We start from the raw sequence: 16,063 nt of genomic DNA on the forward strand, positions 1-16,063 counted from the left end.
CTACGCTATCCGGGTGAGCTTCAACACCATCGCGAGGAAGGTCCGCGACGCCGAACTGCCCCACGGTCTCCGGGTGGCGCGGCTCCGGTCGTGCGTGCAGTTGTACCGACCGATCGGCTTTCACGCGACGTTGAGCCTGCTCGAGGCCAAAGCGGGTCGCTTCAGCCGGGACGAGGGTGCCCTGCTCCGAGCGCTTGGCGTGCTGGAGGCGAGTCGGGCGGCATGGCACGCGGAGCTGCGGGCGTTCGACGAGGCGCGAAGCGCCGCCAAGGGGCAGGGGGAACGCCGGCCGCGGCAGGCGGAGCGGAATCCCTACCGGGAGTTGTGGTGGTCGGGAGCTCCGCGGGAGGGGGCGTTGCACGCTCTGACGTTCCTGGTCCGGCGGCGGTGGGTCCCCATGACCGCCGGTGACCCGGTTGCCGGGGACCTGGAACGCTGCGTGGCCGCCTGTCTCGCATCCGGTGGGCCCTTGGGGCCCGAGCAGCACCATCTGCTGGCCGACTGCGTCCGCCGGCTCCGGGAGCGGCAAACCCCTGCTGCCTGGGCGGACGACACGGCAGCCTTCTTCCGGACCCAGGATCTGCTCCGGGTCGCCCGCCATGTCGAGATCGCGGCCGCTGAATGCGTGAGCGGTGCGTGAGAGACGCGTGAGGGGAACGCGACGGTCCTCGAAGTGGGCTGATGCGCACCGGGACCGTGGCGGGAGAGGGGGCCGCGCCCTACGACGACGGGGCGGACCGCCAGTCGGGGATGTCGTCGAAGTGCACGTCGTAACGGTCCTGCTCGGGCATCAGCGAGGCGAATTCCGCCTCACCGCGGCTGATCTCGGCCAGCCGCTCGAAGTAGCCGAAGCGCTCGATACCGGGGCTGAGGACGACGTACACGTCTGCCTCCTGGCCCTCCGCGGCCCCGAAGACGTGCGGCAGGCCCGGTGGAATGATGACGAGCCCGCCCTTGCCCACCGTGGTCAGCGTGTCACCGAGGCGGAAGAGCATCGTCCCGCCCAGCACGTAGAAAACCTCGTGGGAGAGCTTGTGGTGGTGCGGGGGCGCCCCGTCGGCACCGGTGGTCAGGGTGAGTCGGCTGGCGCTGACCGCACCCCCGTCGGCGAGGAGCTCGAACGCGCCGTCCGACAACGTCGCACCGGCCGCCTCACCGGGTTGCACGACCAGCGCGGGAGTGGGGGCTTCCATGGCTACTCCTTCGATCGAACCCATCGTCTTCGGAGCCCGAGGGGGGCCGATGTTCCCGAGTACATCGATCCGCGAGAGGGCGGGACACACATCAACGCGCCCTGCGGATCGGCAGCCACCATCATTTTAGTCGCTGTTGCCCGACGCTTCGAATCCAGCGTTCTGTCGTGCTCTTTCACGGTGGTGATCACGTTGCTACCGTTCGTGAACGGTGGGCCGGGAACGGGTGGATGAGGGGATGTCCGAGGCGCATGGAAGCACTGTCGCTGAGCAAGGGTGGGAACGCGGCTCTCGAGTCGCAGTCCGTGGCGTTGCAGGTGGCGACGAGGGGGACGCCCGCGGATGTCTCGGCGCTCCTTCTCGGCGCGAACGGCAAGGTCCGGAGCGATGACGACCTGGTCTTCTACAACCACCCGGAGCAAAGCGGCGTAAGCCTCAGTGGCGGGACCGTCACCGCTGACCTCCCGCGTATCCCCGCGGATGTCGGCACCGTGGTGGTCGTCGCCAGCGTGGACCCGTCCCGTCCGGGGACGGTGTTCACCACGGCACCCGTCCTCACCGCCACCCAGGCGGACGGCACCGGACTGGCCTTCACCCCACCGGACTTCGCGGCGGGGGAGACGGTCGTCGTACTCGTCGAGATCTACCGCCGCTCGGGAGGCTGGAAGGTGCGGGCCGTAGGGCAGGGCTACGCCTCAGGGCTGGCCGGTCTCGCCACCGATTACGGCGTCCACGTGGATCCGGAGCCGTCGACGTCACTGCCGCGGCCCCGCGGCCCGGGAACATCGACCACCGTTTCGGACGTGGATCAAGCGAGCCTGTCGAAGGTCGCGGCACAGGCTCCGGCTCTGCTCGCGACCACGCGCCAGGCAACGCAGGCGCTGGCGCGCTCCGGAGCAGCCGGCAGGCATGCGGCGGTGTACCTCATCCTCGACCACGACTGGGCCACGAAGGAGCTGTACGAGTCGTTCGCGGTACAGGCGTTCGCCGAGCGGGTCCTCGCCCTGTCGGTGAACCTCGACGACGACGGGACCGTGCCGGTGATCTTCTCCAGCGGGAAGGAGCCGTTCCTGGAGGAGATCCGACTCGACAACTATCCTGGCCGGATCGGGCGGTTGCACACGCAGGTCGGCTGGGGCTGGGGTGACGTCGGCACGGCCATGCGCACCGCCGTCGACCACTATCAGGAGTCCGGCGCCGAGGATCCCGCGTTCGTCATCGTGCACGTCGGGGACGAACCCTGGGACAAGTCGGAGTTCCGTTCCGTGCTGCAGAACACCTCCGACTCGGGTGTGTTCTGGCTGTTCGTGGGCTTCGGGCACGGAAAGCTCGCCTTCTTCAAGAACCTCAACGCTTCCACGTCCGCCCGGTTCGCGAACGTGGCCTTCTTCGAGGCCAGCAAGAACCCCGAGGCCGTACCGGATGAGACGTTCTACGCCGGCCTGTTGGAAGGGTTCGGAACCTGGATGAGCCGGTAGCGATCATCCGTTCGCTGCCTGCGTGCCTGCTCGCCGTCACGTGGTCAGGGCTGATCCGGGAGGAGTTCCCGAGTGCCTCCGCCGCCGCTTGTTTCGACATGGCTCTATGTCGATATCCGTCTCACCATCCTGTCCAACCCCCGGGAACCGTCCGCCCTGTCCCACCGGCCCGGCCGGCCGCGCGGCCGGGCGGGTCAGCCGGACGCCGCGGAAAGGATCACGTCCACCAGCCGGTCCGCCGCGTCCGGGCGGCCGTGCGACCTCGCCCGCTCCGCCATCGCCGCCCGCCGCGCGGGATCGGTCAGGAGCGGGCCCGCCGCCTCGCGCAACGTGTCGGCGGTCACCTCGCCGAGCAGCGCGACGGCCGCCCCGCTGTCCGCCAAGTGCCGTGCGTTGTGCGCCTGTTCGTTCCCGGCCGACGAAGCCAGCGGGATGAAGACCGCGGGCTTGCCGAGGGCGGTCAGCTCGGCGAGCGTGCCGGCGCCGCTCCGGGAGACCACCAGGTCCGCCAGCGCCAGGACATCCGGCAACTCCGGTCCGACGAAGCCCGTCAGGTGGTACCGCTCCGCCAACTCCGGGCGGAGCAGGGCCGCATGGCGCCGCAGGTCGTCGACGTGGGCCGGCCCGCACTGGTGGATGACGTTCGCCCGTTCCAGCAGCCACGGCAGGGCTGCCCCGACCACCTCGTTGATCTGCTGCGAGCCCTGGGCGCCACCGGTGACGTACAGGGTCGGGAGCCGCGGATCGAAGCCGTACGACCCCAGCGCGGCGATCGCCTTGTCCGCGTGGCCGGTCAGCACCTCCGGGCGGATCGGGTTGCCCGTCACCACCGCGACGTCCCGTACGGACTCCGGCAGCAGTGGCAGCGAGGACTCCGACGAGACCGCGATCCGCGTCGCCGACCCCGCGAGCCGGCGGTTGGCCAGCCCCAGGCGCACGGTCTGCTCGTGCAGCACCAGCGGGCGGTGGCACATGCGGGTGGCCAGGCCGGCGGGGACGGCGACGTACCCGCCGGTGGCGAGCACGACGTCCGGCCGGAAGCGGGCGATGATCCTCCTGGCCTGCGCGACGCCGAGCGGCACGCGTGCCATGTCGCGGACGTTCGCCGGCGACACCATCTTCAGCGGGTTGGCGGAGCGGCGGATCTTGCCCGTGGCGACGGTGCTGAAGGCGATGCCCTCGGCCGGGGCGACCCGCGCCTCCAGGCCGTTGTCGGTACCGATCCACAGGACGTCGAGTGCGCCGCCGCCGGCGGCGAGCCGGGCCTGCAGCGTGCGGATGGCGGTCAGGGCCGGGTAGGTGTGGCCGCCGGTCCCACCTCCGGTGACGATGAGCCGGAAGGTGCGGGGGAGAGGAGAGGCATGGTTCACCTCGCGCACCCTAGCGGCTCCCCGGGGCGGGAGGGTGTCACCGCTTCGCGTAGTCGGCGAAGCCCTGCCAGTCGATGAAGACGCACGGCTCGTCGCCCACCGTCCAGGCATCGTGGCCGGGCGGGATCACGGCGAAGTCGCCCGGGCCGAACTCCGCCTCCTCGCCGTCGTCCATGGCGATCCTCATGCGGCCCGCCACGAAGTAGCCCATGTGGGCGGCCTGGCAACTGTCGGTCCCCGCGATCGGTTTGACGTGCCGGGACCACTTCCACCCGGGTTCGAACACCGCCCGGCCGACCGGACCGGTGTCGAAGCCGACGAGGTCGAGCCTGCCCTTGCCCTCCTCGAACAGGCGGACGTCCTCCGGGTCGTCGAAGTTCTTGCGGACCAGGCCGGCCATGGCGCACTCTCCCGGGTCGATCGGCTGGGGATGCCGTCATCGTCGCCCCGCACCGCGGCGCGCGCATCTCGGACCGGGCCGCCTCCCGAGCGGGGAAGCGGGAGGACCTCAGCCGAGCAACGCCACCCGGTACAGCCGCCCGAGCGCCGCGTCGATCGGGTGGGGCTGCGGCCTGCCGGAGGAGTCGAGCCGGTTCCACCGCTGCAGGTTGACCGCGACCGCCAGCTGCCGCCGGCCGTCGGCACGGGTCATGGCCAGCGCCCCGCCACCCCAGACCGTGCCGCCGTGGCCCCAGAACGCGTCCTGGCCGGCACCCTCCATCGGGTGCAGCCCGAGACCGTACTCGATCGTCCGTCCCTCCTGGGAGACGACGCGGACCGTACGCCGCATCTGCGCCAGCGAGGACGGGGCGACGATCTCGCCGGCCAGCAGCAGGCGGTAGAAGCGGTTGAGGTCCGAGACGGTCGATGTCAGCGAGGCCGACGGCCCGACCCACGACATGTCCTGGACGCTGTGGTCGCGCGGCGGGTCGATCATGCCGAACCACGCCTCGTACAGCCGCGCGTGCGGTTCCTCGATCGACGGGCCGGTGGGGAACGCGGTGTCCCGGAGGCCGGCGCGCTCGATGACGTCGCGGGTGATGCAGTCCTCGGCCGTGCTGCCGGTCACCTCCTCCAGGAGGCGGGCGAGGAGCAGGTAGTTGGTGTTGGAGTACAGCCCCGGGGTGCTGCCCGGGGCGCCGGTGGCGAGCGCGCCGACCCCCATGCCGATCAGGTCGACGGGGTCGAACCGGGTGAGCCGGTGCTCCTCCAGGCTCTCCGGCCCGGTGCGCGCGAGGTCGGGGAATGCCTTGAGGGAGGGATAGGCGTACGGCAGGTACTCGGCGAGGCCGCTGGTGTGGTTCAGCAGCATCCGGACGGTGATCGCCTCCCCGCGCTCCCCGGGGACCAGCTCCGGAAGGTACCGGCCGACGGGCGCGTCGAGGCCGATCCGGCCGTCCTCGACCTGCCGCAGGACCGCGGCCGCGGTGAACGTCTTGGTGATGCTGCCGACGCGGTGCCGCAGGTCGGCGGTGACGGGGCGGCCGGTGGCGAGGTCGGCGACCCCGGCGGCGCCGCGCCAGATCGCGTCGCCGTCCCGCACCTCGGCGAACAGGCCCGGTATCCCGGCCCGGTGGACGGAGTCGACGGCCGCGTCCAGCGCGGCGGTGTCGAGTGTGCTCTTCACGTCAGGCGTCCTTTCGTCGTGTCCGAAGGGTGCCGCGCACGGGCCGCCCGACCCCGGATCACCGGGTACGGGGGACGGTCGCTCGTCCCCCGAGTGCCGTGCGCCACCCCATGTCCCCATTATGCACGCGGTGCGTGCAACACCAAGTGCATGGGTTAGGGTGACATCGGAACGAGGAGGACGATGGCTGGCCGGAGGCGTTGGTCGACGGAGGAGATCCTGGACGCGGCGGCGGAGCTGCTGCGCACCAGCGACGCGGACTCGTTCAGCGTGCGCAGGCTGGCCGCGGTGCTGGGGACCGACTCCTCCAGCCTCTACCGGCACTTCCGCAGCAAGACCGAGCTCCTGCGCGCGGTCGCGGACCGGGTGCTGCTCGCCGCGATGGAGGATCACCGCGCGGAGGGCGACTGGAAGCAGCGCATCATGGCGCTGGCCCTGCGGCTGCGGGACGCCTTCGGCCGGCAGCCCCAACTCGCCGCGGTCTGGGGGCGTTACGCGTCGGGCGGTACCGGTTCCCGGCTGGTGATGGAAGAAGTGCTGGAGGCGCTGCGGGCGTCGGGGCTGCCCGACGCCGAGATCCCGGTGCGCTACCACCGGATGGCGGTCCTGCTCGCTGCGTTGATCGCTTCCGAGGCGGGCGTCGCCTCGATCACGCCGGACGAGTACGAGCAGGGGATGGAGCTGTTCCGCGTGGCGGTCCTGGGCGCCGACCCCGAGCGCTTCCCGGCCCTGGCCCACTTCGCCCGCGACATCCGCCCTCTCGGAGCCGACCGCCGTGCCGTGTTCGAGGAACTCCTCGCGGACCAGCTCGCCCAGGTCGAGGCGGTGGTGCGGGCGGGTGCGCCGCACGGTTCGGCCGCACCCGGGGGCGAGGGTCCTGCGCGTCCTTCGGCGTGACCGCGCGACTGTCCCGCTGACCGCGCGCCTGTGACCCGCGCCCGCCCGGGCGGGGCCCCGGCGGTCAGTCGTGCGAGGGCAGCCGGCCGAGCTGGTGGTCCGCGACGCTCAGCGCCTCGTCGACGAGGCGGCGCAGGTGGCCGTGGCGCAGCGCGTACACGACGCGGCGGCCGTCCTTCCGGGTGGTGACCAGCCCGGCCAGCCGCAGCCGGGCCAGGTGTTGGCTGACCGAGGTCCGCGTCGCCCCGCCGGCGGATTCGGTCAGCGTGGTGACGTCCGCCTCGCCCTCGCCGAGGCGGCGCAGGAGCACCAGCCGGGTCCGGTCGGCCAGGAGGCCGAGTACCTCGACGGCCGCGGCCAGCCGATCGCCGTCCTCGCGCTGTTGCGCATCATGCGCACCTGACAAGTGCATGCGTGCATCCATACGCACATGATGGTTTGATGGGAGCCGGAGGTCCAGTCCGGGCCGACGCGCGTCGGAAGGTGGCACGGTGAGCGAGCAGCCGCGGACCCACGAACCGCACGGCCACGGCCACGGCCACGTTCCGGGGGGCCACGCCGACCCGCACGGCGGCCACGACCACCCGAACGGCCACGGCCACTCGCACGATCACGACCACCCGCACGCCGACCACCCGCACACCTCGCGGCGCTGGTCCCGTCTGCGGCACCGGATCGCACACGTCCTCAGGCCGCACAGCCACGAGGCGAGGGACAAGGTCGACTCCGCGCTGGAGACCTCGCGCGAGGGCCTGCGCACCCTGTGGATCTCGCTGGCCGTCCTCGGCTCGACCGCGCTCGTCCAGGCCGTGATCGTCGCCGTCTCCGGCTCGGTCGCCCTGCTCGGGGACACCGTCCACAACGTCGCGGACGCGCTGACGGCCGTCCCGCTGGGCATCGCCTTCCTGCTCGGCCGCAGGGCCGCGACCCGCCGTTACACCTACGGGTACGGGCGCGCGGAGGACCTGGCGGGCGTCGCGATCCTGCTGACGGTCGCCGCCTCGTCCGCGGCGGCCGCCTACGAGGCCGTCGACCGGTTCGTGCACCCCCAGGACGTCACCCACCTGTGGGCGGTGGCGATCGCGGCGGGCGCCGGGTGCGCCGGCAACGAGTGGGTCGCGCGCTACCGGATCCGGACCGGGCGGCGGATCGGCTCGGCCGCGCTGGTGGCCGACGGCCTGCACGCCCGTACCGACGGCTTCACCTCGCTGGCCGTGCTCCTGGGCGCCGGCGGCGCCGCGATCGGCTGGCGGTGGGCCGACCCCGCCGTCGGCCTGCTCATCACGCTGGCCATCCTGACGGTCCTCAAGGACGCTGCCCGCGAGGTCTGCCGCCGGCTGATGGACTCCGTCGACCCCGCGCTGGTCGACGCCGCCGAGGAGGCGCTGCGCGGCGTCGCGGGCGTGCGGGGCGTCGGGCAGGTGCGGATGCGCTGGATCGGCCATGCCCTGCGGGCGGAGGCCGACATCGTCGTCGACCCCGAGCTGACCGTGGTGCGCGCGCACGCCTTGGCCGTGGACGCCGAACACGCCCTGATCCACGCCGTTCCGCGGCTGACGGCGGCGACCGTGCACACCGACCACACCGAGCCCGCCGGCCACACCGTGCTCGCCGAGCATGTCGAGCACGGCCGGACCGTCCTGACCGGAGCGAGCAGCGCGGACTCCCATGCCGCGCTGGCCCACCACGCCGGGGCGGCCCCGGGGAGCGCCCCCACCCGGTGAGCGAGGGGCCCGGCGCCCCGCCCTGCCCCGCCCTGCCCCGCCCTGCTCCGACCCGGCGCCGGAAAACCGGTGGAACGCCGCCGTCGCGCGCCGCTAGCGTGCCGCCGAACCACGTCGTCCAGGCAAGGACATGCCGTTGTACACCGTGTGAGACCTCCCGAGCGCTGATCGGTCGCGCGTCGCGCCTGCGCGCCGCGCTGCTTTTTGCTGCGGACTTCTCACTGGAACCGGTGTACTCCCGTGCTCGAAAACTGGGTGGTCATGCCCACCTGCCTGCCTCTCGTCCTCCGGCGCTGCCGTACGTGCCCGTCGGGGCGCTTCCGGGCCGGCGGAAAATTCCGTGTCAACGCCCACCACAAACTCCTCGACGTCTGGCTCCTGGTGCTGTGCACCGCCTGCGGGGAGACGGCGAAACTCACGGTCCTGGAGCGGGTCAACGTCCGCTCCGTGCCGGCCGACCTGCTGGACCGGCTCCATGGCAACGACCTCGCCCTGGCGGCCGAGTTGCTCCAGGATCCGGTCGTGCGGCGCCGCAACCGCATCGCCCTGGACTGGGACGGCGCCTGGTGCCTCGACACCGGCGGATCGGATCACCTGGACCGCGAGGTGATCGACGTCTCGGTGCGGTTCGCGGCGCGAATCCCGGTCCGGCCGGTCCGGCTGATCGCCGAGGGCTGCGCGCTTCCGCGAGCCGAGGTCGAGAGGCTGATCGCGGAGGGGAGGATCGTCTCGGCGGTCCGGCTGGGCGGACGGCTCTCCGGCGACTTCACCTTCACCCTCAAACGCTGAACCCTCCCCTGGGGCGGGGCCGAGGAGAGGAGGTGGGCGGCCCCGTCCCGGGGGGACCCGTGCGCCCGGAGCGCCCGGGTTTGCGTTTGTGAAGGCGACCGGCCATATTGGGCAGTCGATCGAGGGAGGTGTGCCGTCATGGCGCGTCCGTCGAAGCGCGAGGAGATCGCCAGGGCAGCCCTGCAGCGGTTCCACGCGCAGGGTTTCCACGCCACCGGCATCGCCGACATCACCACGGCGGCCGGGGTGCCGAAGGGGTCGTTCTACAACCACTTCTCCAGCAAGGAGGAGAGCGCGGCCGAGGCGATCGGCCGGTACGGCGAGAGCCGGCGCTTCGACATGCTCACCGCCCCGGGGCGCCCCCCGCTGCAGCGGCTGCGGGCGCACTTCGAGCACCTGGGCGCCGAGACCGTCGAGAGCGGCTACGCCCAGGGCTGCCTGATGGGCAACCTCAGCGCCGAAGTGGGCGACCACAACGACGAGTTGCGGGGCGCGCTCCGCGACGGCTTCGCGACGTGGGCCGGGCACATCCGCCAAGTGCTGGCCGAGGCCCGGGAGGCCGGGGACATCGCGCCCGGGCTGGACATCGCGGCCACCTCGCTGTTCCTCCTCAGCGCCTGGGAGGGCACCCTGCTCACCGCCCGCGCGGAGAAGTCGTACGCCCCCTTCGAGGCGTTCTTCCGCACGGTCTTCGAGGTCGTCCTGCGCTGAGGCGGAGGTCGGGGGCTCCCGCACCCTCGGCGGTCCCCGGCGCTTCCCGGCGGTCCCGACACTTCCCGGCAGCCCTCCGTGCTGCCCCGCGCCGCCCTCTACGGGCCTCCGCGGTCCTCCATGGCCCTCGGCCACCCACCACCGTCGACCCACGGCCGAGCCGTTTGCGGATTTAAAGATGGTCGGTCATATTGAAACGGGGAACCACGTCCGACCGACAGAGGGACAGTCATGAACACCTACCGTGCACTGGAAGTCACCGGCTCCCACGACTTCCGGCTCGTCGCGCGCGAACTGCGCGAACCCGCCCCGCACGAGGTGCGGGTCCGGGTCGAGTACTGCGGGGTGTGCCACACCGACGTGCTCGCCGTCGAGGGCCTGCGGGCCGACCCGAGCCGGCCGGTGGTGCCCGGCCACGAGATCGTGGGCGTCATCGACGCCGTCGGCCCCGGCGTGCGCGCCTGGCACGTCGGCGAGCGGGTCGGCGTCGGCTTCCTCGCCGGCCACTGCGGCGAGTGCGACCCCTGCCGCCGCGGCGACTTCGTCAACTGCACCGACCAGGAGCAGACCGGGACCACCGTCGACGGCGGCTACGCCGAGTACGTGCACGCCCGGACCAGCGGCCTGGTCCGCGTGCCCGAGGGCATCGCTCCCGCCGAGGCGGCCCCGCTGCTGTGCGCCGGCCTGACCACCTTCACCGGGCTGCAGCAGGCCGGCGCCTCCCCGGGTTCGCTCGTCGCGGTCCAGGGCATCGGCGGACTCGGCCACCTCGCCCTGCAGTACGCGCGCAGCCTCGGCCACCGGGTGGCGGCGATCGCCCGGGGCGCCGAGAAGGAGGAGTTGGCCCTCGGGCTCGGCGCCCACCACTACATCGACAGCAGCGCGCAGGACCCGGCCGCGGCCCTGCAGGCGCTCGGCGGTGCGGCGGCGGTGCTGGCGACCGCGTCGAGCGGCGCGTCCATGAGCCCCCTGGTCGCAGGGCTCGCCCCGCGCGGGCGGCTCGTCGTCCTCGGCGCCGCTCCGGACCCGCTGGAGGTGCGGACCACCGAGCTGATCTTCGGTTCGCGCAGCCTGCTGGGCCACCTCACCGGCACGCCGATCCAGAACGAGGACAACCTCGCCTTCAGCGTCGCCAACGGGATCCGGCCGCGGATCGAGACCGTCCCCCTCGCGGACGCCCCGAAGGGGTATGCGCGCATGCTCGCCGGGCAGGCCCGCTTCCGCGTGGTGATCGACGCCGCCGCCTGAGGCCGCTCCGGGGCCCGGGTGAGCGCGGAGTACGCGGCGGGCCGGCCCACCGCGTACCCCGGTGTCGCCGGCGGTCGGCCCGGCGTCCTGCGCGACCGCGGTCGCGGGGAGGGACCCGGGCGCCGAGACGGCCAGGGAGAGCGCTGCCGTCGCGGGTACGCGGCGGGCCGGCCCACCGCGTCCTGCCCGCTCACCTGGGGCCCGGGCCCGGACCAGGTCAACGGCTCACAGCGTAGGCTGCGGAGGTGTCCGTGAGCCGCCCGTACCACTCCCCGCGACGCGCCGAGGCTGCCGCCGCCACGCGGCACGACATCGTGGACGCGGCCCGGCGGCTGTTCCTGGAGCGGGGATACGCACAGGTCACCGTCCCCGATATCGCCCGCGAGGCGGGGATCGCGGTGAAGACCGTGTACGCGAGCGCGGGCGGCAAGGCCGAGATCCTGCGCGAGAACGTCGGCACCGGCGTGACCGCCTCGGGAGCCGAGGAGACCGTCGCGCGGGTGCGGGAGTCCGGTGACGGCGCCGCCGCCCTGGCCGGCGACACCCTGCTGCGCCCCTGACGGGGCGGCCGCAGAGGCGGTCCGGAGGTCCTCGCGGGGCCGGCCGCGGCACCGCGTGAAGGAAGAGGAGTTGGAGGCCGCGACCGTGACCGGGGAACATGGGCGGGCGCCGGTGACCGGGGCGACCGATGAACGGGCAGGAGAGCCAGCAGCATGACCACCATTGCCTACCAGGGGGAGCCGGGATCCAACTCGGCCGCCGCGACCGCCGATCTCTACCCCGGCAGCACCGGCCTGCCCTGCACCAGTTTCGAGCAGGCGCTGGAGGCGGTGACGCTCGGCAGCGCGGACCTCGCGGTGATCCCGGTGGACAACTCGGCCGCCGGGCGCGTCGCGGACGTGCACCACCTGCTGCCCGAGTCGGGCCTGTCCATCATCGGGGAGTACTTCCTGCCCATCCGCTTCGACCTGGTCGTCGTGCCCGGCGGCACCCGGGAGGGGATCGAGTGCGTCCGCAGCCACGTGCACGCGCTGGGCCAGTGCCGCAAGGTCCTGCGCGAGGGCGGCTGGCGGACGCTGGTCACGCAGGACACGGCGGGCGCCGCGCGCGAGGTGGCCGAACTCGGTGACCCCCGGCACGCGGCGCTGGCCCCGCCCGCTGCCGCGCGTACGTACGGCCTGGACGTGGTGCGGGCCGGTGTCGAGGACGACCCGGACAACACCACCCGCTTCGTCGTGCTGTCCCGGGAGGCCGTCCTGCCCGAGGACACCGGCGCCCCCACCATGTCGAGCCTGTTCTTCTGCGTGCGGAACATCCCGAGCGCGCTCTACAAGGCGCTGGGCGGCTTCGCCAGCAACGCCGTGAACATCACCAAGATCGAGAGCTACCAGATGGGCGCGGGGCTGTATCCCAGCCGCTTCTACATCGAGATCGAGGGCCACCCCCAGGAGGCCCGGGTCACCCTCGCCCTGGAGGAACTGGAGTTCTTCTCCTCCGAGGTGCGGCTGCTCGGGGTGTATCCGTCCGCGCCCTTCCGCATCGCGGGACGCGCGCAGTGACCTGAGGCGCCGTACGCGCGGTACCGCCGTACGCAACCCGCGGTCCGTTCAGGAGCGGGTGCCGGTGGAGGAGCCCGAGGCGGGGGAGACGAGGGTCGCCATGAGGGTGCCGTCGGCGTCGAAGGCCCGGAGCGTCATCGCGGGCATCGTGTCGGGGCCCGGCGGGGGCGGGCCGATGAGGTAGCCGGAGGCGTAACCGGGGTGGCCGGGCAGGGTGACGAGCCGGACCGGATACCTCCGGCCCTCGATCGTGACGGTCATCCGCGCCGGAAGCACGGGTCCGGTGTACAGCGGGGCGAGGACGACGTGGTGCGCGTCGCCGCGGTTCTGCGAACTCAGGCTGCCGGCGGGGTGGTTGCCTCCGCCGAGGTCGTCGCACTGCCAGACGTCGCCGCTCTCGGCGATGCAGCGCCGGGTGGGTTCCAGTTTCATCCGCTCACCGTCGCCGACGGAGAAGGGCCGCCCCGGCTGGACGACGCGCACGGCGGGTGCCGGGGTCGTGGGCAGGGGGCTCGGGGTCGGCGCGCTGGTGGACACGGCGGGCGGGGCCGGCCTGTCGGGCGCCCGGTCGTGGCTCGCCGCCGCCATGACGACGGCGCAGGCCGCGACCGCGGTGACCACGGGGAGTGTCGCGGCGATCCTGCGGGCCCGGCGGAGCCGTGCGGCCCGCTGCCTGACCGCGGCCGACCGCCAGGGGGACGGCTCGACGGCGCGTACGGCGTCGTGCAGGGCGGCCCGGACCCGGTCCTCGGCGGACATGCCGCGGGACCGCGGGTCGGACGTGCCGCCGGGTTCCCGGTTGGAGGCGGCGCGGGGGCCGTGGGGCGCTGCCGTGCCGTCGGGCGGTGGTGTGCTCAACGCCTGTCACCCCTCTCCATGGGCCAGGGCGGCCAGTGCCGGGTGTTCCCGTAGCTTGCGCAGGCCGCGGCTGGCCTGGCTCTTCACGTTGCCTGTACTGCAGCCGAGGATCTCGGCGACCTGGTGCTCGCTGAGGTCCTCCCAGTAGCGCAGGACGACCGCCGCGCGCTGCCGTGGCGGCAGGGTGGCGAGCGCCGAGACGAGTAAGGCGCGCTCCTCGACCTGGTCCTGTGGCGGTTCGCGCGGGCGGTCGGGGATGACGGAGGTCAGCAGCTGGACGACGCGGCGCTTGCGGAAGCGGCTGAGGTTGTTGTTGACCAGGGCGCGGTGGACGTAGGCGTCGGGTTCGTCGAGCCGGCTGATCCGGTTCCAGGCCAGGTACACCTTGGCGAGGGTGGCCTGGACGACGTCCTCCGCCTCGTGGCGGTCGCCGGTGAGCAGGTAGGCGGTGTGCACGAGCGTGGGCCAGCGCGCCGCCGCGTAGCTGTCGAAGTCCCAGCCGGCCCCGGTCCGTTCCGTGGCGGCGGGTGCGGCGGGATCACGCGGGCGGCGCCCCTCTCCCGCCCGCGCCGCGGACGGGGGCGGGGCCGCCGGCCCGGGGCGCTGGGCGCTCCGGGCCGGCAGCCCCAGTGACGGGGCGTCAGGACTGGGCAAGAACCGCGCCCGACCTGTCGAACACGGTCACCTGCGGGATGTCGTTCAGGTCGCTCTGCGGGGCGCCCCACGCCCAGCCGGTGGCGTAGCCCGGGCTTCCGGGGAGGGTGACGACCTGGACGTCGTAGGTCACGCCGTCCTCGGTCACGGTCATCCGGGCGGCCTTGCCGGAGCCGATGTAGAGCGGGGAGTAGACGGTGCCGGTGGCGTCGCCCTGGGTCTGCACGCTGACGGTGCCGGGGGGCTGGTTGCCGTCGACGACGCTCTTGCAGCTCCACGCCACGGGGGTGCCGAGGCAGCGGTCGGTCCGGTTGAGTTGCAGGTCGACGCCGTGGCCGGTGTCCACCACCTGGCCGGGGCGGACCACCTCGACCGGCTGGTTCCCGGTACGGGCGGCCGCCGCGGTCGCGGTGCCCGCGGTGGCCAGGGTGGCGGCGGTCGCGGCGGCCAGGACGGCGGCGGTGACGATCTTGCTCGGGTACATCGTGCTCCTCGGCGTTCTCAGTTCGGCGGCGCCGCGTGGCGTGCGCCCGAACCCGGTCCGGCAGGCCGCCGGGCGCCGGGTCCGGCGCCTCCCGCGTCGCTCGTTTTCCGGCGGAGGGGCCCTCTCCGACCTACTCACTCCCGGATCGGCCGAAGTGGTTGCACGGATCGTCGAAGTGGCTGCCGACGGGGCGCGGAGGGGCCGCGGGCCCTCGTGCGGATGTCACTTGCTGCGACGTTCTTCTCACTCATCGAACGGGAGAAGGGGTGGGCATTTGTCACGGAATCGGAATATTTGACTGGAGGTGCGCGCTGTGCCGACCATGGTCAGGGCCATGAGGACCCCGGAAGAAGTCCGTCCGCGCGACCGGCGACGGCAGATGCCGTCGGAGAAGCTCACCGGTGGGCGCGAGCGCGCCTGGACCGCCACGGCGATCGTGCTGATCGTGCTGGTGCCCCTCCTGGACCTCTTCGTCCCGCCGGACGTCCACCTCGCCCATGCGCTGGTCCTGCCCGTCGCGCTGACCGCGGTCCTCGTCGGTTCGCGGCGTGCGGCCCTGACGGCCGGACTGGCGGTGCTGGCCCTGGTCGTCGCAGGCGCCGAGCGGATGACCCTCGCCACCGAGGACGTGCTCGTGCAACTCGGCTCGCTGGTGCTGCTGTCGGTGGTGCTGGTGGGGGTCAGTCGCCTGCTGGAGCGGCGCCGCCTCGAACTGGCCGGCCTGCGCCGGGTGTCGGAGGCGGTACTGAGACCGCTGCCCCCGCGTTCCGGGCCGATCTCCATCGCGTCCGCCTACCGTGCCGCCGAGGTCGGGACGCCGATCGGCGGCGACCTGTACGCCGTGGCGCGGACCGCCGACTCCACCCGGCTGCTGATCGGCGACGTGCGGGGCAAGGGCCTCGCGTCGATCGGCGACACCGAGCTGGTCCTGGGCGCCTTCCGTGCCGCGGCCCACCGCCAGTCGCCGCTGCCCGAGCTGGTCGCCTCGCTGGAGGGCAGCGTCCGCTGGGGCCTGAACGAGCACTGGGACGCCGCCGACGGAGCGGACGCCGCGGAGCGGTTCGTCACGGCGGCGGTCATCGAGATCCCCGACCACGAGCCCTGGGTGCACGTGATCAGCTGCGGCCACCTGCCGCCGCTGCTCTTCCACCGGGAGAAGGTCACCCCGCTCGACGTCACGGATCCCGCGCCCCCGCTGGGCCTGGGCGCGCTGGCCGACGGCGGCTACACCCCGACCACCTTCGCCTTCGGACCGGGCGACCGGCTGCTGATGTACACCGACGGGGTCACCGAGGCCCGGGACGCGAACGGCGACTTCTATCCGCTGCTGGAGCGGGCGCCCGGCTGGACCGCGCACCACCCGCCACTGCTCGTCCAGGCGGTGACCGACGACCTCGAGGCGCACGCGGCGGCAGGGCTGAACGACGACATGGCGGTGGTCGCCCTGGAGCGCGATCCGCACCAGATTTGA

Annotated in this window: 18 protein-coding genes; 10 read left to right on the top strand and 8 right to left on the bottom strand. The window is 73.1% G+C overall.

The window, feature by feature from the left end; all coding sequences use genetic code 11:
- The first annotated feature begins 13 nt into the window (after positions 1-13).
- Positions 14-640, top strand: a complete 627-nt coding sequence (locus tag C4U44_RS10405; RefSeq protein ID WP_103885414.1) for a hypothetical protein — start codon at positions 14-16, stop codon at positions 638-640.
- A 79-nt stretch (positions 641-719) separates the two neighbouring features.
- On the opposite strand, the gene C4U44_RS10410 is transcribed toward C4U44_RS10405, so the two are convergent.
- Positions 720-1,193, bottom strand: coding sequence for a cupin domain-containing protein (locus tag C4U44_RS10410; RefSeq protein ID WP_103885415.1), 474 nt, complete (start codon positions 1,191-1,193; stop codon positions 720-722).
- Positions 1,194-1,444: 251 nt separating this feature from the next.
- Here C4U44_RS10410 and C4U44_RS10415 point away from each other — a divergent pair, with 251 nt between their 5' ends.
- Positions 1,445-2,671: a VWA domain-containing protein gene (locus tag C4U44_RS10415; RefSeq protein ID WP_103885416.1), complete on the top strand. Its 1,227-nt coding sequence runs from the start codon at positions 1,445-1,447 to the stop codon at positions 2,669-2,671.
- A 194-nt stretch (positions 2,672-2,865) separates the two neighbouring features.
- Here the strand turns inward: C4U44_RS10415 and C4U44_RS10420 are convergent, their stop codons facing one another.
- The 3 genes from C4U44_RS10420 to C4U44_RS10430 form a co-directional block, all read right to left on the bottom strand.
- Positions 2,866-4,041 carry a UDP-N-acetylglucosamine--N-acetylmuramyl-(pentapeptide) pyrophosphoryl-undecaprenol N-acetylglucosamine transferase gene (locus C4U44_RS10420; RefSeq protein ID WP_235032011.1) on the bottom strand — a complete coding sequence of 392 codons (1,176 nt, stop codon included), beginning with the start codon at positions 4,039-4,041 and terminating at the stop codon, positions 2,866-2,868.
- A gap of 37 nt (positions 4,042-4,078) precedes the next feature.
- On the bottom strand, positions 4,079-4,441 hold the full coding sequence (locus tag C4U44_RS10425; RefSeq protein WP_103885418.1) for a cupin domain-containing protein: 363 nt from the start codon (positions 4,439-4,441) through the stop codon (positions 4,079-4,081).
- Positions 4,442-4,549: 108 nt separating this feature from the next.
- Positions 4,550-5,668, bottom strand: a complete 1,119-nt coding sequence (locus C4U44_RS10430; protein ID WP_235031968.1) for a serine hydrolase domain-containing protein — start codon at positions 5,666-5,668, stop codon at positions 4,550-4,552.
- A gap of 183 nt (positions 5,669-5,851) precedes the next feature.
- On the opposite strand from C4U44_RS10430, the gene C4U44_RS10435 reads away from it, so the two are divergent.
- Positions 5,852-6,565 carry a TetR/AcrR family transcriptional regulator gene (locus tag C4U44_RS10435; protein WP_103885420.1) on the top strand — a complete coding sequence of 238 codons (714 nt, stop codon included), beginning with the start codon at positions 5,852-5,854 and terminating at the stop codon, positions 6,563-6,565.
- 64 nt (positions 6,566-6,629) lie between these two features.
- Here the strand turns inward: C4U44_RS10435 and C4U44_RS10440 are convergent, their stop codons facing one another.
- Positions 6,630-6,989: a metalloregulator ArsR/SmtB family transcription factor gene (locus C4U44_RS10440; protein ID WP_103885421.1), complete on the bottom strand. Its 360-nt coding sequence runs from the start codon at positions 6,987-6,989 to the stop codon at positions 6,630-6,632.
- Positions 6,990-7,056: 67 nt separating this feature from the next.
- Between C4U44_RS10440 and C4U44_RS10445 the strand changes: the two genes are divergently transcribed.
- The 6 genes from C4U44_RS10445 to C4U44_RS10470 all read left to right on the top strand — a co-directional run bounded on the left by C4U44_RS10445 (position 7,057) and on the right by C4U44_RS10470 (position 12,596).
- Positions 7,057-8,289, top strand: a complete 1,233-nt coding sequence (locus tag C4U44_RS10445) for a cation diffusion facilitator family transporter (RefSeq protein ID WP_103885422.1) — start codon at positions 7,057-7,059, stop codon at positions 8,287-8,289.
- A gap of 240 nt (positions 8,290-8,529) precedes the next feature.
- Entirely contained in the window at positions 8,530-9,078 is a 549-nt protein-coding gene (locus C4U44_RS10450; RefSeq protein WP_103885423.1) for a DUF1062 domain-containing protein, read from the top strand.
- Positions 9,079-9,216: 138 nt separating this feature from the next.
- On the top strand, positions 9,217-9,789 hold the full coding sequence (locus C4U44_RS10455; protein WP_103885424.1) for a TetR family transcriptional regulator C-terminal domain-containing protein: 573 nt from the start codon (positions 9,217-9,219) through the stop codon (positions 9,787-9,789).
- A 231-nt stretch (positions 9,790-10,020) separates the two neighbouring features.
- Positions 10,021-11,037, top strand: a complete 1,017-nt coding sequence (locus C4U44_RS10460; protein WP_103885425.1) for an alcohol dehydrogenase catalytic domain-containing protein — start codon at positions 10,021-10,023, stop codon at positions 11,035-11,037.
- Positions 11,038-11,282: 245 nt separating this feature from the next.
- Positions 11,283-11,597, top strand: coding sequence for a helix-turn-helix domain-containing protein (locus C4U44_RS10465; protein WP_235031969.1), 315 nt, complete (start codon positions 11,283-11,285; stop codon positions 11,595-11,597).
- Positions 11,598-11,750: 153 nt separating this feature from the next.
- Entirely contained in the window at positions 11,751-12,596 is an 846-nt protein-coding gene (locus C4U44_RS10470) for a prephenate dehydratase (protein ID WP_103885427.1), read from the top strand.
- Between the two features lie 48 nt (positions 12,597-12,644).
- Here C4U44_RS10470 and C4U44_RS10475 read toward each other — a convergent pair whose 3' ends face one another.
- Genes C4U44_RS10475 through C4U44_RS10485 form a run of 3 tightly spaced genes read right to left on the bottom strand, consistent with a single transcriptional unit; the run spans position 12,645 to position 14,592 of the window.
- On the bottom strand, positions 12,645-13,454 hold the full coding sequence (locus C4U44_RS10475) for a hypothetical protein (protein WP_103885428.1): 810 nt from the start codon (positions 13,452-13,454) through the stop codon (positions 12,645-12,647).
- Between the two features lie 6 nt (positions 13,455-13,460).
- Positions 13,461-14,084, bottom strand: a complete 624-nt coding sequence (locus tag C4U44_RS10480; protein ID WP_407642826.1) for a SigE family RNA polymerase sigma factor — start codon at positions 14,082-14,084, stop codon at positions 13,461-13,463.
- 10 nt (positions 14,085-14,094) lie between these two features.
- Positions 14,095-14,592, bottom strand: coding sequence for a hypothetical protein (locus tag C4U44_RS10485; RefSeq protein ID WP_103885429.1), 498 nt, complete (start codon positions 14,590-14,592; stop codon positions 14,095-14,097).
- 334 nt (positions 14,593-14,926) lie between these two features.
- Here C4U44_RS10485 and C4U44_RS10490 point away from each other — a divergent pair, with 334 nt between their 5' ends.
- Positions 14,927-16,063 carry a PP2C family protein-serine/threonine phosphatase gene (locus C4U44_RS10490; protein WP_146088233.1) on the top strand — a complete coding sequence of 379 codons (1,137 nt, stop codon included), beginning with the start codon at positions 14,927-14,929 and terminating at the stop codon, positions 16,061-16,063.

This window comes from Actinacidiphila yanglinensis (genome assembly GCF_900107965.1).
Classification (GTDB): Bacteria; Actinomycetota; Actinomycetes; order Streptomycetales; family Streptomycetaceae; genus Actinacidiphila; species Actinacidiphila yanglinensis.

Excerpts from the sequence above, each read along its gene's own strand:
- C4U44_RS10490 (WP_146088233.1), top strand. The coding sequence starts at position 14,927 with ATGAGGACCCCGGAAGAAGTCCGTCCGCGCGACCGGCGACGGCAGATG.
- C4U44_RS10435 (WP_103885420.1), top strand. The coding sequence starts at position 5,852 with ATGGCTGGCCGGAGGCGTTGGTCGACGGAGGAGATCCTGGACGCGGCG.
- C4U44_RS10460 (WP_103885425.1), top strand. The coding sequence starts at position 10,021 with ATGAACACCTACCGTGCACTGGAAGTCACCGGCTCCCACGACTTCCGG.
- C4U44_RS10410 (WP_103885415.1), bottom strand. The coding sequence starts at position 1,193 with ATGGAAGCCCCCACTCCCGCGCTGGTCGTGCAACCCGGTGAGGCGGCC.
- C4U44_RS10415 (WP_103885416.1), top strand. The coding sequence starts at position 1,445 with ATGGAAGCACTGTCGCTGAGCAAGGGTGGGAACGCGGCTCTCGAGTCG.
- C4U44_RS10455 (WP_103885424.1), top strand. The coding sequence starts at position 9,217 with ATGGCGCGTCCGTCGAAGCGCGAGGAGATCGCCAGGGCAGCCCTGCAG.
- C4U44_RS10440 (WP_103885421.1), bottom strand. The coding sequence starts at position 6,989 with ATGGATGCACGCATGCACTTGTCAGGTGCGCATGATGCGCAACAGCGC.
- C4U44_RS10425 (WP_103885418.1), bottom strand. The coding sequence starts at position 4,441 with ATGGCCGGCCTGGTCCGCAAGAACTTCGACGACCCGGAGGACGTCCGC.
- C4U44_RS10485 (WP_103885429.1), bottom strand. The coding sequence starts at position 14,592 with ATGTACCCGAGCAAGATCGTCACCGCCGCCGTCCTGGCCGCCGCGACC.
- C4U44_RS10470 (WP_103885427.1), top strand. The coding sequence starts at position 11,751 with ATGACCACCATTGCCTACCAGGGGGAGCCGGGATCCAACTCGGCCGCC.